This is a genomic window from Pseudomonas sp. A125 (assembly GCF_055409485.1).
In genome coordinates, this window is sequence record NZ_JBUZVP010000019.1 from 15,150 (window position 1) to 27,549 (window position 12,400).

At 61.6% G+C, this 12,400-nt stretch carries 16 protein-coding genes; 12 read left to right on the forward strand and 4 right to left on the reverse strand.

Going from position 1 to position 12,400, the window contains the following annotated elements:
- The first annotated feature begins 78 nt into the window (after nucleotides 1-78).
- The 3 genes from ACZRN6_RS23520 to ACZRN6_RS23530 all read left to right on the forward strand — a co-directional run bounded on the left by ACZRN6_RS23520 (nucleotide 79) and on the right by ACZRN6_RS23530 (nucleotide 4,144).
- The gene (locus ACZRN6_RS23520; RefSeq protein ID WP_322145858.1) at nucleotides 79-624 is read left to right on the forward strand and encodes a sigma-70 family RNA polymerase sigma factor; all 546 of its coding nucleotides are present in this window, start codon (nucleotides 79-81) and stop codon (nucleotides 622-624) included.
- A complete protein-coding gene (locus tag ACZRN6_RS23525; protein WP_464008955.1) occupies nucleotides 621-1,565 on the forward strand; it encodes a FecR family protein in 945 nt (314 codons plus the stop codon). Before ACZRN6_RS23520 ends, ACZRN6_RS23525 begins: the two co-directional genes overlap by 4 nt.
- An 89-nt stretch (nucleotides 1,566-1,654) precedes the next feature.
- Nucleotides 1,655-4,144: a TonB-dependent siderophore receptor gene (locus tag ACZRN6_RS23530; protein WP_464008956.1), complete on the forward strand. Its 2,490-nt coding sequence runs from the start codon at nucleotides 1,655-1,657 to the stop codon at nucleotides 4,142-4,144.
- Between the two features lie 55 nt (nucleotides 4,145-4,199).
- Here ACZRN6_RS23530 and pdxR read toward each other — a convergent pair whose 3' ends face one another.
- Complete coding sequence (gene pdxR, locus ACZRN6_RS23535; RefSeq protein ID WP_464008957.1) at nucleotides 4,200-5,621, reverse strand: MocR-like pyridoxine biosynthesis transcription factor PdxR; 1,422 nt, start codon at nucleotides 5,619-5,621, stop codon at nucleotides 4,200-4,202.
- Nucleotides 5,622-5,638: 17 nt separating this feature from the next.
- A complete protein-coding gene (locus ACZRN6_RS23540) occupies nucleotides 5,639-6,241 on the reverse strand; it encodes an FMN-dependent NADH-azoreductase (protein ID WP_322145854.1) in 603 nt (200 codons plus the stop codon).
- A 195-nt stretch (nucleotides 6,242-6,436) separates the two neighbouring features.
- On the opposite strand from ACZRN6_RS23540, the gene ACZRN6_RS23545 reads away from it, so the two are divergent.
- The 7 genes from ACZRN6_RS23545 (at nucleotide 6,437) to ACZRN6_RS23575 (ending at nucleotide 9,898) form a co-directional block, all read left to right on the forward strand.
- Nucleotides 6,437-6,883: a carboxymuconolactone decarboxylase family protein gene (locus ACZRN6_RS23545; RefSeq protein WP_322145853.1), complete on the forward strand. Its 447-nt coding sequence runs from the start codon at nucleotides 6,437-6,439 to the stop codon at nucleotides 6,881-6,883.
- Nucleotides 6,884-6,951: 68 nt separating this feature from the next.
- Nucleotides 6,952-7,272 carry a DMT family transporter gene (locus ACZRN6_RS23550; RefSeq protein WP_464008958.1) on the forward strand — a complete coding sequence of 107 codons (321 nt, stop codon included), beginning with the start codon at nucleotides 6,952-6,954 and terminating at the stop codon, nucleotides 7,270-7,272.
- A gap of 84 nt (nucleotides 7,273-7,356) precedes the next feature.
- Complete coding sequence (locus tag ACZRN6_RS23555; RefSeq protein ID WP_322145851.1) at nucleotides 7,357-7,686, forward strand: hypothetical protein; 330 nt, start codon at nucleotides 7,357-7,359, stop codon at nucleotides 7,684-7,686.
- A 95-nt stretch (nucleotides 7,687-7,781) separates the two neighbouring features.
- A complete protein-coding gene (locus tag ACZRN6_RS23560; RefSeq protein ID WP_322145850.1) occupies nucleotides 7,782-8,477 on the forward strand; it encodes a fumarylacetoacetate hydrolase family protein in 696 nt (231 codons plus the stop codon).
- Between the two features lie 36 nt (nucleotides 8,478-8,513).
- A complete protein-coding gene (locus ACZRN6_RS23565) occupies nucleotides 8,514-9,413 on the forward strand; it encodes a helix-turn-helix transcriptional regulator (RefSeq protein WP_464008959.1) in 900 nt (299 codons plus the stop codon).
- 91 nt (nucleotides 9,414-9,504) lie between these two features.
- Nucleotides 9,505-9,633, forward strand: a complete 129-nt coding sequence (locus ACZRN6_RS23570) for a hypothetical protein (protein WP_322145848.1) — start codon at nucleotides 9,505-9,507, stop codon at nucleotides 9,631-9,633.
- Nucleotides 9,634-9,637: 4 nt separating this feature from the next.
- Nucleotides 9,638-9,898, forward strand: a complete 261-nt coding sequence (locus ACZRN6_RS23575; protein ID WP_322145847.1) for a hypothetical protein — start codon at nucleotides 9,638-9,640, stop codon at nucleotides 9,896-9,898.
- 284 nt (nucleotides 9,899-10,182) lie between these two features.
- Here the strand turns inward: ACZRN6_RS23575 and ACZRN6_RS23580 are convergent, their stop codons facing one another.
- Nucleotides 10,183-11,127, reverse strand: a complete 945-nt coding sequence (locus ACZRN6_RS23580; protein WP_464008960.1) for a diguanylate cyclase — start codon at nucleotides 11,125-11,127, stop codon at nucleotides 10,183-10,185.
- A gap of 244 nt (nucleotides 11,128-11,371) precedes the next feature.
- Between ACZRN6_RS23580 and ACZRN6_RS23585 the strand changes: the two genes are divergently transcribed.
- Nucleotides 11,372-11,620 (forward strand): DUF1652 domain-containing protein, encoded by a 249-nt coding sequence (locus ACZRN6_RS23585; protein ID WP_464008961.1) that lies wholly within the window; start codon nucleotides 11,372-11,374, stop codon nucleotides 11,618-11,620.
- Nucleotides 11,621-11,624: 4 nt separating this feature from the next.
- Here the strand turns inward: ACZRN6_RS23585 and ACZRN6_RS23590 are convergent, their stop codons facing one another.
- On the reverse strand, nucleotides 11,625-11,768 hold the full coding sequence (locus ACZRN6_RS23590) for a hypothetical protein (protein WP_322145844.1): 144 nt from the start codon (nucleotides 11,766-11,768) through the stop codon (nucleotides 11,625-11,627).
- 269 nt (nucleotides 11,769-12,037) lie between these two features.
- Here ACZRN6_RS23590 and ACZRN6_RS23595 point away from each other — a divergent pair, with 269 nt between their 5' ends.
- Nucleotides 12,038-12,358, forward strand: a complete 321-nt coding sequence (locus ACZRN6_RS23595; RefSeq protein ID WP_322145843.1) for a YXWGXW repeat-containing protein — start codon at nucleotides 12,038-12,040, stop codon at nucleotides 12,356-12,358.
- Nucleotides 12,359-12,400: the final 42 nt, after the last annotated feature.

Consider the following 12,400-nt stretch of genomic DNA (forward strand, 5'->3'; position numbering starts at 1 on the left):
TCCACCCTTGCTCGCCCTGCGTTTTACTGTCATCGTTCGCGCAATTGGTAATCTTTCTTGTTTGAGAAATTTTTGCGCATGCATGACTTTCCTGTCGCTGAGGGTGATATCGCCCGTCGCCAGCAGACCATCAGCACCCTCTACAGTGACCACCATTGCTGGTTGCACGGTTGGCTGCGCAAGAAACTGGGCTGCTCGCAACATGCCGCCGACCTCGCGCACGACGCGTTTATCCGCATCCTGCTGTTGGCCGAACCCCATACCATCAAGGAACCACGGGCCTTCCTGGCGACCACGGCGGGGCGCTTGATGATTGATGGCGCACGTCGGCGGCGGATCGAAAAGGCCTACATGGAAGCCCTGGCGATTCAAAGCGAAGACGCCGGCATGCCCGACCCGGCAGCGATTCACGTGGCACTCCAGGCCCTGGAGCGGATCGCCGAGATGCTGACCGGGTTGCCGGCCAAGGCCCGCGAGGCGTTCCTGCTCAGTCGACTCGACGGGCTGACCTACAGCGAAATCGCCGAACAACTGCAGGTGTCATCCAGCACCGTGAAGAACTATATCTCCAGCGCACTGGTGCACTGCTACCACACCCTGCACGGGGCGGACCCGCTGTCGTGAGTGCCGAGCAGATCATCAGTGAAGCCGCCCGCTGGCTGACGTTGCTGCACGACGAACACGTGACCGAGGCCGACCGCACAGCCTTCCAGGTTTGGTGCCAGGCCGACCCTCGGCACGCCCTCGCGATCGAGCGCATGCGCAGTGTGTGGGGCAGCCTCGACACCTTGCCGGCCGCGCCGGCGCGCATCGCCCTGAACCGAGCATTTGCCCCGCAGAAATCGCGGTTTGCCGCCCGTGGCACCCAGGCCGTCGCGCTGGTGGGTGTGTTGCTGTGTGGCTGGGCCGGGATTGAGCGTATGCCGGTGTGGATGGCCGACCAGCGCACCAGCGTCGGTGAACGGCGCCAGGTGGCACTGGCGGATGGCAGCCAGGTGCAACTCAACAGCAACTCGGCGCTGGACGTGAAGTTCGACGGCCAGCAACGGGTGATCGAACTGTTGCAGGGCGAGATGTGGGTGGAGGTGGCCAAGGACGCGCAACGGCCGTTCGTGGTGCACACCGACCAGGGCACGGCCACGGCGTTGGGCACCCGCTTCCTGGTGCGCAAGGCCGGGGATGGCTCGACCGTGGTCACCGTGATCGAGTCCACCGTGGCCGTCAAAGGCAACCGCGCAGCCGAGGTGAAAGTGCCGGCGGGGCAACAGTCCACGCTCAAGCACGGGCAGGCTGGCGAGCCGCGCCCCACCGGCAACGCCGACCCGGCAGCCTGGACCCGCGGCCTGCTCAAGGTCGACGACCGGCCCCTGAGCGAGGTGCTGCAAACCCTGGCCGGTTACCGCGACGGCCTGGTGCGCTTTGACCCGCAGGCGCTGCAAGGGATGCGCGTGTCGGGGGTATTCAAGCTCGATGACACCGGCGCGGCGCTGGCGTCATTGGCGGATAACCTGCCGATCAAGGTGGAATACTTCACCGATTGGGTGGTGGTGATCAAGCCGCGGTAAAAAAACCTGAATAAAAATTGCTCTCATTCATGCCCGATTTTCCGACATGGCCGTCATGACTAATAGAACCCCATTTTCCAGGACTTCTCATGTCGCGCCTTGTTCGTCCCTTACAGCCACTCGCCCTTTCAGTGGCGCTGGCTTTTGCCGCCGTCCCCCTTTTGGCCACTCAAGCGTCCTTCGCGGCCGCAAGCCCCGCGTTTTCCATTGCTGCCGGGGACCTCAGCCAGGCCCTCAACAGCCTTGCTGAACAGGCCGGCCTGGTACTGGCGTTTGATTCGAGCCTGACCCGCGGCAAGCACAGCAATGGCCTGGCCGGGCAATACAGCACCGACGCCGCCCTGGTTCAACTGCTGGCCGGCAGCGGCCTGCAAGCTGTGAAGATTGCCGACAACCGCTACCGCCTCGAAGCCATCGCGCACACCGACGGCGCCATGGAGTTGCAGGCCACCACCATCAGCGGCGCCTACCCGTCAGAAACCCCCACCGGCCCGGTGTCTGGCTACGTAGCCACCCGCAGTCTGTCGGGCACCAAAACCGACACGGCGCTGATCGAAACCCCGCAATCGATCTCCGTAGTCACCAAAGACCAGATGCGTGCGCAAAACGCCGAAAGCCTCAACCAGATCCTGCGCTACAGCGCCGCAGTGATCCCGGAAACCCGTGGCTCCACCGCTTCACGCCTCGACCAGTTAACCATCCGTGGTTTCGCCCCGGCCACCTACCTCGACGGCCTGCGTATGCCATCGAGCCGGGATGCCTTGCCGCAAAAAGATGCGTTCGACCTGGAGCGCGTCGAAGTACTGCGCGGGCCCGCGTCGGTGCTGTACGGGCAGGGCACGCCCAGCGGTGTGATCAACATGGTCAGCAAGCGCCCGCTGGACACGCCGTTCCATGAAGTCGGCGTGGAGTACGGCACCTTCAACAAGAAGCGCACCACCTTTGACTTGAGTGGCCCGCTGGATGATCAAGGCGTGTATTCCTACCGCGTCGCCGGCCTGTTCGATGATGCCGACGGGCAGATCGACCACACCGAAACCCGCCGCCAATCCTTGTCCACTGCCTTCACCTGGCGCCCGGACGACAACACTTCGCTGACCCTGCTCGGGCACTTCCAGAAGGACCCCAAGGGCGCGTCCTACGGTTCGATGCCGGCCTGGGGCTCGGTGCTGCACAGCCCGACCGGGCGCAAGATCGACGTGGATTTCTACGACGGCGAAAAAAGCTTCGAGAAGAGTGACCGCGAGTACTACTCCATCGGCTACGCCTTCGAACATCACTTCAACGATGTCTGGACCGTGCGCCAGAACGCGCGATACCTGCGCAGCGAAGGGCAGTACCGCAGCCTCTACAGCAACTACCTGGAGAGTGATTACCGCACCATTCGGCGTTCGACCATCGCCAGCGATGTGAACATCGACGCCTACGCCCTCGACAACCAGTTGCAGGCCAAATTCGACACCGGGCCGTTGCAGCACACCGTGCTGATGGGCGCCGACTACCAGAACACCAGCACTGATACCAAATCCGGCAGCGGCGTGTACACCGCAGGTCCAACACTGGACATCTTCGACCCGGTCTACGGCGCGGCCGTGCCGGTTCCGGCGTATACCAGCGACGCGACTTCGCGCAGCGAGCAAACCGGCGTGTACCTGCAAGAGCAGATGAAGTGGGACAAATGGGTGTTGTTGATGGGCGGGCGTTATGACTGGGCCAGCACCGACAACAGCACCCTGGCCATGACCACCCGCAAGAAGACCAAATCCAGCCAGGACAGCAAGGCGTTCACCGGCCGCCTGGGCCTGGTCTACCTGTTCGATAATGGCTTGGCGCCGTATGTCAGCTATTCGGAATCCTTCCAGCCGCAATCCGGCACGGGCTACGGCGGTTCGACGTTCCAGCCCACCGAAGGCAAGCAAACCGAGATCGGGATCAAGTACCAGCCACCGGGCAGCAACAGCTTCATCACCGCAGCCATCTTCGACCTGCGCCAGACCAACGTGCCGACGCTGGACCCGGACGCTTCCCACCTGTGCAACGGCTCGCGCTGCCAGATCCAGGACGGCGAAGTACAATCCCGTGGCTTTGAGCTTGAGGGCAAGGCCAGCCTGAACGACAACCTGGACATCACCGCGGCCTACGCCTACCTGGATAACCGCATCAGCAAGTCCAACAACACCGTGCGCTATGCGCCCATCAGCGACATCGGCGTGGGCCCGGCCGTGGCGGCCGAAGGCACCACCACCTACGCCGTGCCACGCCATACCGCATCGGCCTGGGCCGATTACACCCTGCACGACGGCACCCTGAAGGGCTTTGGCGTAGGCGCCGGTGCGCGGTATGTAGGCTCCTCCTGGGGCGATACCGCCAACACCCTAAAAGTGCCTGGCTACACCCTGTTCGATGCGGCGGTGCACTACGACATTCCACACATCAACCGCCAGGGCGACAACCTGCGCCTGGCAGTGAATGCCACCAACCTTGCGAATAAAGAGTACGTCGCGTCCTGCTATTCCTACTCGTGGTGCTGGTATGGCTCACAGCGCACCGTGCAGGCCAGCGCGACGTATCAGTGGTAAATAAAAAGGCCTTGGCGAAAGGATTCGGGAGCAGCATCGCCAAGGCCAAAAACAGTTAGTTCGCCGTGGGCTCAATCACGTCCAGGATGCGTTTTCCAAGGGCCTGGGCGACGGCTTCTGATTCGATATTGGCAAAGCCCAGCAACAACCCGGGCCCGGTCTGGCTATGGATATTCCAGTCGCTCAAGGCTTCTGCATAAATGCCGGCCTGCGCCAGGCGCTCCACGCACAGGCGGTCGGATTGTTGGGTGTTCAGGCGCAGGACCAAGTGCATCCCGCCCGGTTGGGCATCAATCGAAATATGCTCGCCCAAGGCTTTGCGCAACCCTCTGGCCGTGGCTTCCCGACGCTCACCGTAGAGCTTGCGCATGCGCTGGATGTGCCGCGCAAAATGCCCTTCGGCCATAAACGTCGCGACGATCGCCTGGGTCAGTTCCGGGCAACCCCCGAGGAAGGTCTGGCTGACGTGTTCGAAGCGTTCCACTTGAGCCACAGGCACCACCAGATAGGCGAGGCGGATCCCGGGAAACAACACTTTGCTGAACGTCCCGGCGTAGAGCACCCGGCCGTCGCGGTCCAGGCTCTTGAGGGCCGGCAGCGGGCGGCTGACGTAACGGTATTCGCCGTCATAGTCGTCCTCGATGATCCAAGCCTGCTGGCGGCTGGCCCAGTCCAGCAGCTCCAGGCGCCTGGGCAACGACAGCGAGACGCACAGCGGGCTTTGATGCGCCGGGGTGACCACCACCGCGCGGGCGCCTTTGCCCTGTTGCACGGCATGGGATACCTGCATGCCGTCCTGGTCCACGGGTACCGGGGTGGCCTGGATGTTCAGGTAATCCAGCAACGGCCGGGTGAACAGGTAGCCCGGGTCTTCCACCAGCACTCGGTCGCCCGGTTCCAGCAGCGCATGGGCGATCAGGCTCAACGTGTTGCGGTAGCCCGAGGTGACAAACACTTGTGCGGGCGAGCAGTGGATACCCCGGGCAACTTGCAAGTAACTGGCAATTGCCGTGCGCAGCGAGTTCAAACCGTACACGCACGGGTTGGCCATGTCTGCGACCTGGGTGGCGCGCGCGCAGCGGGCGGCGATCTTTGACCAGACCTTGCGCGGGAACGCATCCAGTGCCGGCAGGCCCATTTGAAACGGCAGCACGGCGGCTTTTTGCCTCACGGCATTATGGTCGCTGAGGGCGGCGGGACGTTCCGGCAGGTTGGCCTTGATCCCTTCCGCCACCACGGTGCCGGCCTGGCCACGGGCCTGGATATAGCCTTCGGCCGCCAGCAGCGCATACGTGGTGTCGATGGTGCCCCGGGCCAGGCCAAGCTCCTTGGCCAAAGCCCGGGCGGCCGGTATACGTTCGCCGGGCTTGAGCAAACCGTCGGCAATCGCGCTGCGGAACCGCCAGTAGAGTTGCCGGTAGATCGGCTCTGTGGAGCCGGCGTCCAGCGGTGAAAAAGCCTTGGTCGAGGTGCTCATCCGGCGGCGGGTCCTGTTCAGGTTGCGAAGTAGTCGTGTAGCGCCTGGTCGGTCTGGCGACGCGTCTGAGCCAGTGTTTCCGGGCGTGAAGCAGTGCCCTCGACGCTGAAGAAGGTCACGTCGTGCAGGCCGATCATGCCCAGGATGGTTTTCAGGTACGGCGTCAGGAAATCCGGCTGGTGCGCGCGCTCCCCGGAAAATCGCCCGCCTGAGGCCACGGCAATGAACACTGGCCGGTCCTGCAACAAGCCGACCTTGCCCTGGGCCGAGATATCGAAGGTGCGGCGCACCCGTGCAATGTGATCGAGCCATAACTTGAGGGCCGCTGGCACCGAGTAGTTATGCATGGGGGTGGCAATCACCACGACATCGGCCAGCTCCAACTCGCGAACCAGCCGCTCGGACTGGGCCATCGAACCTGCCTGCGAGATATCCGCGGTCGACTGCTGGGACGTTGCGTAAGGCTCGTCCAACGGCGCCATGGCATCACCGGCGATGAGCCGCTGGGTTACCTCGGCGGCCGGGTGCCGCTGGCGCAGGCATTCAATGATTTTTTGGGAGAGCGCGTTGCTCTCCGACGCTTGCCCGCGAGGGCTGGCACTGACATGGAGGATATTCATGGTGCGGTGCTTCCTGGGTTGACGGCCTTCAGTCTACGAACCCCATGACCCATGCCAAAGAGCCAAGAATCAAGATTGAGACTAGGCCATTTCGGCGCATTCATGGCCTATTGTTCAAGCCAGATCATGGATCTTTTGGGGTAGGCCATGGCGCCGCAAGATGGCGTCTTCATCCAACCTCTACAGGATTTCACCATGACAACGCGTCTCGACTACTCCAAAGCCTCCCCTGAAGGTTACAAAGCATTCGGCGGGGTTTACGTTTACCTGCAAAACAGTGGCCTGTCCAAAGAGCTGATCGACCTGGTCTACCTGCGGGTTTCGCAGGTCAACGGCTGCGCGTTTTGCATCGACATGCACTCGCGGGACCTGCTCAAGCAAGGCCTGGCCGTGGACAAGCTGGTGCTGGTGCCGGTGTGGCACGACGCTGGCGCGGTCTTCACCCAGCGTGAACGCGTGGCCCTGGCGTTTGCCGAAGCCGTTACCGCCAGCGATGTGTCGGACGCGGGCTACGCGGCGGCCGCAGCCGAGTTCAGTGACAAGGAACTGGCCGACCTCACCTACGGCATTGCCTTGATGAATGCCTTTAACCGCCTGGGCATCACCTTCCGCACCACCCCAGCGGCGGCTGCCAAGGCATAAGCCAACGCGGGTTCGATGTGGCGGGGCGCCTCGCCGCACACTCACTGTATTTTCTGAGGGCTCACTCCATGGCATGGCTACTGCTCGGCTTGGCCGGCATTCTTGAAATTGCTTTCGCGTTCGCGATGAAGGCCTCGGATGGCTTCACCCGATTCACCCCCGGATTGCTCACCGTGGTGACCGGCGTTTGCAGCGTGATCCTGCTTTCGATGGCGCTGCGCACGCTGCCGGTGGGCAGTGCCTACGCCGTCTGGACCGGAATCGGCGCCGCTGGCACCGCGATTATCGGCATGGCATTGCTGGGCGACTCCACTGCGCCGTTGCGGGTTTTGTGCATCGTGCTGATCCTGGCAGGCGTGATCGGCCTCAAACTGGTCTCGACAAATTAGCCAAGAAGGCAATTTGCTGGCCCCTTTGTAACAAAATTCTCGCCAAAATCACTTTTATTTTCAGGTGGTTAGACGGGGATGCAAATGCGCAAGGTTGGAATCATGCTGATCGCCTGTTCCCTGGCAGGTGGGGCGCTTTCGGTAGAGGCGCGGGAGCTGCGGGATAATGACAAATACATGTGCAGTTGGGGCGCGGGTACGGCGGCCCGGGCGCAAGAATTGAAACTGTCGGGCGTCTCGCTGTATGCCGCCCGGCAGAAGCTGAAGAGCTACCAGTTCAAGAAGTCCTGGATGCACATGATGGCCATGGGCATCACCGAGCAGACCTACGACAGCCGTTCACGGGTCAAGCCCGAGGTGATTCGCCAGAGCTTTTACCAGGACTGCCTGCGCTACAAGCTGGCGCGTAAATGATTGCACCGCCCAGTACAAAATCTGCGTAAGCCTGTCCAACTTCGCCCTGGTGCCGTTGCGCATACTGGCCCCAGGCAACCGAAGAGGCATACGCCATGACCCGCTACGTCATCACCCCCAACGACATTCCATCCCTCGCCATCCACGGCGACGACGCTCGTTTCGCGCTGCGCCGGGTGTTTTGCGTGGGGCGCAACTACAGCGAACATGCCCGCGAAATGGGCCACGACCCCGACCGCGAGCCGCCGTTCTTTTTCATGAAACCGGCCGATGCCGTAGTGCCGGCCGAGGGCGTGATCGCCTACCCGCCAATGACCGCCGACCTGCATCACGAGGTCGAATTGGTGGTGGCCATCGGCAAGGGCGGCGTGGACATTGCCCCGCAAGACGCTTTCGCGCATATCTGGGGTTACGGCCTGGGCATTGACTTGACCCGCCGTGACCTCCAGGCCGAGGCGAAAAAGCTCTCGCGGCCGTGGGAATGGGCCAAGGCCTTCGACGAGTCGGCACCTTGCACTGCGTTGCGGCCGGTGAGTGACGTCGGCCATCCGGGCAGCGGGCGCATCTGGCTCAACGTCAATGGCCAGCAACGTCAAGTGGGCGACCTGGCGGACCTGATCTGGTCGGTCAGCGAGGTGATCAGCCATGCGTCCAAATCCGTGGCGCTGAAGGCCGGCGACTTGATCTTCACCGGCACCCCGGCGGGCGTCGGCGCCTTGCAACCGGGCGATGTGGTGACTGCCGGCATTGACGGCCTGGCCGAGCTGAACTTCACCCTCAGCCAGGGTTGACGCTACAGTGGTGCCCTGGCCCTTCGAGAAATACCTATGCCCGGCACCCGCATCACCACCTACGGCATGGAACAACGCAGCGACCGCCCCGACTTCTATATCCGCGACAAACGGGGCAGGGCGGCGCTGACCAGTCCCCATCGCCACGAGTATTTCCAGATCCAGATCAACCTGGGCGGTGACACCGTGCAGCACATCGGCGGTGCGGTGCGCCCGTTCCCGAAAAAGGCCCTGGCCTTTATCCTGCCTCATCGCCTGCACGTGATTCCCCATCCCGAAGACGGCGATTTCATGCTGATCAATTTCAGCCAGGGATTTTTCCTGCCGCAACTGACCTGCGACCCGCTGGACCTGGAAGACATTCCCATCGGCCAGGCCCCGGAACTGTCGCCGTTTCGCTTTCAGGAACAGCTGGACTTCATCCTCGATGATGCCGCTTTCGAGGAAGTCAAAACCTGGCTGGAGCAGATGCGTGCCCTCGATGCCCAGCGCAGCTTCGGCGCCCGGGAGCGGCTCAAGGGTTACCTGTTTCAGTTGGTCGGGTTGGTTTGCCAAGCGTATGCCGAGCCGCTCCAGGCCTTCGCCGCCAACAACGCCACCCGGCGTGGCCGCAAGGACGCCCTGGCGCGGGTGCAGGGCTATATCCGTGAGCATCTGCACGAACCCACCCTGAACCTGACCGACGCGGCGGCGGCCGCTTTCCTGTCGCCCAACTACCTGACCCACCTGCTGCGCAAGGAAACCGGCAAACCCTTCTCCCAATTGGTACTCGACCGTCGCATGCAACTGGCGCGTACGCTGCTGCTCAATAGCCCGCAGATGATTGGCGCAATTGCGCACCGTTGCGGGTTTACCGACGAGGCCTATTTTTCCCGGTGTTTTCGCAAGGCCCACGGGCTGGCGCCAGGGCAGTTCAGGCGACGTGAACAGGATTAACGCGTAATCCGGATGACTGTTTTACAAATCCACCACAACCGATGTGTTTCAATTTACATACAATTGAGCGTCTCATTGGGAAGCGGTGCGCATGGGTACGGTTATTCGGTTGGCAACGGCGGACGAGATCAATGCCATTTTCCAGATTTGCACCGCAGTGGTGCAGGTGAGTGGAACCCTGTGTGACGACGTTCGCTATCAGAAACACACGGTGCAATGAGCGTATGAGCGAGCTGGAGCCCCCTCAATCCAACGCCTTCCGCTACTTTGTCGTCGGGGTTCTGTGCACGGCCGTGGTGCTGGGCGCCTATTTCGTTCGGGTGAATGCCCAGGTTGATCGGCAGCGCGAAGAGGCGGCGGAGCGCCTGGCGTTATGCCGCCAGGCAGCCAGTGTCTCGCGCACCATGCCCCAGAACGAACTTGAACTGGTGGATCCGTGCAAACACTTGAATGAACGTTATCTGAAGTCGCCCACGCCCCTTTAATCAATGAGCTTGTTTTTGTCGCGGAATAAACATTGCGGTATGTTTAATCGCGCTGGGTATTGCACCAAAAAGTGGCGCTTTAAAAATCGGATCCATTAAAAAAGTGTGGTTATTGAACGACTTAGCGTTGTTTTAATCCGACGAAAGGTTGAAGATTATCTTGTTGCAAGTTTCCCCTGTGGGTAAAATAGCCGTGCGTTCACCTCCCACGGTTTATGCATTTTTAAATCCCAAGTTTCCATCAGCTACTTGGGATTTTTTTTGCCTGCGATTCAAGCGTTGTATCAATCCGCCACGTCGGCAAACTCCGCGCGCATCCGGCCATTGCGCTTGGCCTGGTACAACAACTTGTCGACCGCCTCGACAAATGCCAGCGCCGCGCTGCCCGGTTTTACCGTGCAGGTGCCCACGCCCAGGCTCAACGTGAACAGGTTGGACACTGCCGAATGCCCATGCTCGATCTGTTGCTGGCGTATCAGGTGCAAGCAGCGATCGGCCACGCGCCGAGCGGATTCGGCATCGGTTTGCGGCAGCAACCACACGAACTCCTCGCCGCCAATGCGTGCAATGAAGTCCAGTGGCCGGTTGGCCGCCAGCGATAGCGTGCGCGCCACCTGGCGCAGGCATTCATCGCCCTTGATATGCCCGTAGAGATCGTTGTACTGCTTGAAATAGTCGATATCCAACAGGATCAACGACAGCGGCAATTGGCTGCGCAGGGCGCTGGCCCACTCGCGCGCCAGTACGGTGTCGAACATGCGCCGGTTGGCGATGCCGGTCAGGCCGTCCTGGAATGAATATTCCTCCAGCTGTTTCTGCAGGCGAATCAGGTGTTCTTCAGTCTTCTTGCGTTCGCTGATATCGAACATGAAGCCGATCAGCGCCTGCACCTCGCCGTCCTTGCGCTGTACGTGCACCACGTCGCGAATCCACACGTACTCGCCGCTGGCGGTCAGCGCCCGGTAATCGGCTTCGTGGTCGACGCCGGCGCGCGACTGCGAGACGCAGAAGTTGACCACGTACTCGCGGTCGTCCGGGTGCATGCGTGCCACCCAGTCATCCACGGTGGCCCAGCTCTGCGGTGTCCAGCCCAGCAGCGCCTCGATTTGTGGGCCGATGTAGCTGAATGTCATGGTTTGCCAGTCGATGCGCCAGGGAATGGCCTTGGTCGATTCCAGCAACGTCTTGTACACGGCACTGTCGGGTTCGCTTGGCGGGTCGATGTTCATGCGGGAGGTACTCGGAGGGTGGCAAACGCCCAGAGCATCTGGCCATCATCGCCAGGAATCAAGTGCTTCGCGCGGCATCGGATGGGAGGTCGTGACGTGGTTTTTCTGGCGTCAACCGGCCAGCGGTTTCAGGCTAAATGAGCACTAAGTATCACTTTTGATTTAATTCCCGGGCAAGCTGAAAAAGCTCATCTACCCTAGACGGATCATGTCCTCCGAGCCCGGTCCAGGGAAAGGGTGCCCAATGCTTTCAATTGCCGAGTTTTGCCACATCATGGAGTCCGGCTTCCTGCCGCTCGCCTGTGACTGCTCGTTGAACAGCGACGGTTCGCTGCGCATCAATATCTTCGATCCCACCTCCGGGCGCGTCGACTTGCTGCTGCCTCGCGTGTCTCCCCTGGGCCTGGACAGCGTCCGTGCCATCTCAAACCTTATCGGCGAACTGCGCACCGAGCTCAAAGCCGGGCGCAGAGGGTTTGCAGCCTTCGGTTAGCGACTCAGGAGATCGCTTGTGCAGTCGGTGCGGTGACTACCCCGTACCCGCGCCAGCAGCAGTGCTCGCGGTGCCCCGGCAGGAACACGCAGCCGCCAAGGTTCATGAGCAGGACGGCGGCAACCAGCAGTGAAATTCGACGAGACATGGTGATTTCCTCAAGGTAGTGAACGCTGCCAATCAACAGATGAGCCTGCCGATTGCCAGCGGTTAACCCTTGAACGCGACCGCCTGGCCAAATCCGTCGCAGCTTTTTGCATATTTCATCAAACCCCCGCAAACCCTGGGCAATACTGGCCCTGCCTGACGTGCGCAGTGGTCGCGAAAAAAATTGATTCCAGCGCGACGGATTTCCTCAGCACCTGCCGTTCAACCCTACAGCTGCGATCACTGGCGATCGCCGATGAAGGAGTTGTCATGAGACTTGCACGACCTTTGGCCGCGTTCCGTTTTGCCCTGTTGATCCCGCTGGCATTGGCCGCCCTGGTCAGCACGCCGACCTTTGCCCAGACCGAAGTGATCATTCGCGATGCGCCGCCGCCGATGCGCGTCGAGGCGGTTCCCGTCGAACGCCAGGGCTATGTGTGGGACCGCGGGCACTGGCGTTACGAAGGGCGCGGCTATGCCTGGGTGCCGGGTCACTGGCAGCCGGTGATGCGCAACGCCCGCTGGGAGCCAGGCCACTGGGAATCACGCGGCCCCAACTGGTACTGGATGGAAGGGCACTGGATTCGCTGACAGCTTCGTCAACCTGACCCTTAGCCACCGGACCGAGACTTG

Excerpts from the sequence above, each read along its gene's own strand:
- ACZRN6_RS23520 (WP_322145858.1), top strand. The coding sequence starts at position 79 with ATGCATGACTTTCCTGTCGCTGAGGGTGATATCGCCCGTCGCCAGCAG.
- ACZRN6_RS23530 (WP_464008956.1), top strand. The coding sequence starts at position 1,655 with ATGTCGCGCCTTGTTCGTCCCTTACAGCCACTCGCCCTTTCAGTGGCG.
- pdxR (WP_464008957.1), bottom strand. The coding sequence starts at position 5,621 with ATGAGCACCTCGACCAAGGCTTTTTCACCGCTGGACGCCGGCTCCACA.
- ACZRN6_RS23540 (WP_322145854.1), bottom strand. The coding sequence starts at position 6,241 with ATGAATATCCTCCATGTCAGTGCCAGCCCTCGCGGGCAAGCGTCGGAG.
- ACZRN6_RS23545 (WP_322145853.1), top strand. The coding sequence starts at position 6,437 with ATGACAACGCGTCTCGACTACTCCAAAGCCTCCCCTGAAGGTTACAAA.
- ACZRN6_RS23550 (WP_464008958.1), top strand. The coding sequence starts at position 6,952 with ATGGCATGGCTACTGCTCGGCTTGGCCGGCATTCTTGAAATTGCTTTC.
- ACZRN6_RS23555 (WP_322145851.1), top strand. The coding sequence starts at position 7,357 with ATGCGCAAGGTTGGAATCATGCTGATCGCCTGTTCCCTGGCAGGTGGG.
- ACZRN6_RS23560 (WP_322145850.1), top strand. The coding sequence starts at position 7,782 with ATGACCCGCTACGTCATCACCCCCAACGACATTCCATCCCTCGCCATC.
- ACZRN6_RS23565 (WP_464008959.1), top strand. The coding sequence starts at position 8,514 with ATGCCCGGCACCCGCATCACCACCTACGGCATGGAACAACGCAGCGAC.
- ACZRN6_RS23570 (WP_322145848.1), top strand. The coding sequence starts at position 9,505 with ATGGGTACGGTTATTCGGTTGGCAACGGCGGACGAGATCAATGCCATT.
- ACZRN6_RS23575 (WP_322145847.1), top strand. The coding sequence starts at position 9,638 with ATGAGCGAGCTGGAGCCCCCTCAATCCAACGCCTTCCGCTACTTTGTC.
- ACZRN6_RS23580 (WP_464008960.1), bottom strand. The coding sequence starts at position 11,127 with ATGAACATCGACCCGCCAAGCGAACCCGACAGTGCCGTGTACAAGACG.
- ACZRN6_RS23585 (WP_464008961.1), top strand. The coding sequence starts at position 11,372 with ATGCTTTCAATTGCCGAGTTTTGCCACATCATGGAGTCCGGCTTCCTG.
- ACZRN6_RS23590 (WP_322145844.1), bottom strand. The coding sequence starts at position 11,768 with ATGTCTCGTCGAATTTCACTGCTGGTTGCCGCCGTCCTGCTCATGAAC.
- ACZRN6_RS23595 (WP_322145843.1), top strand. The coding sequence starts at position 12,038 with ATGAGACTTGCACGACCTTTGGCCGCGTTCCGTTTTGCCCTGTTGATC.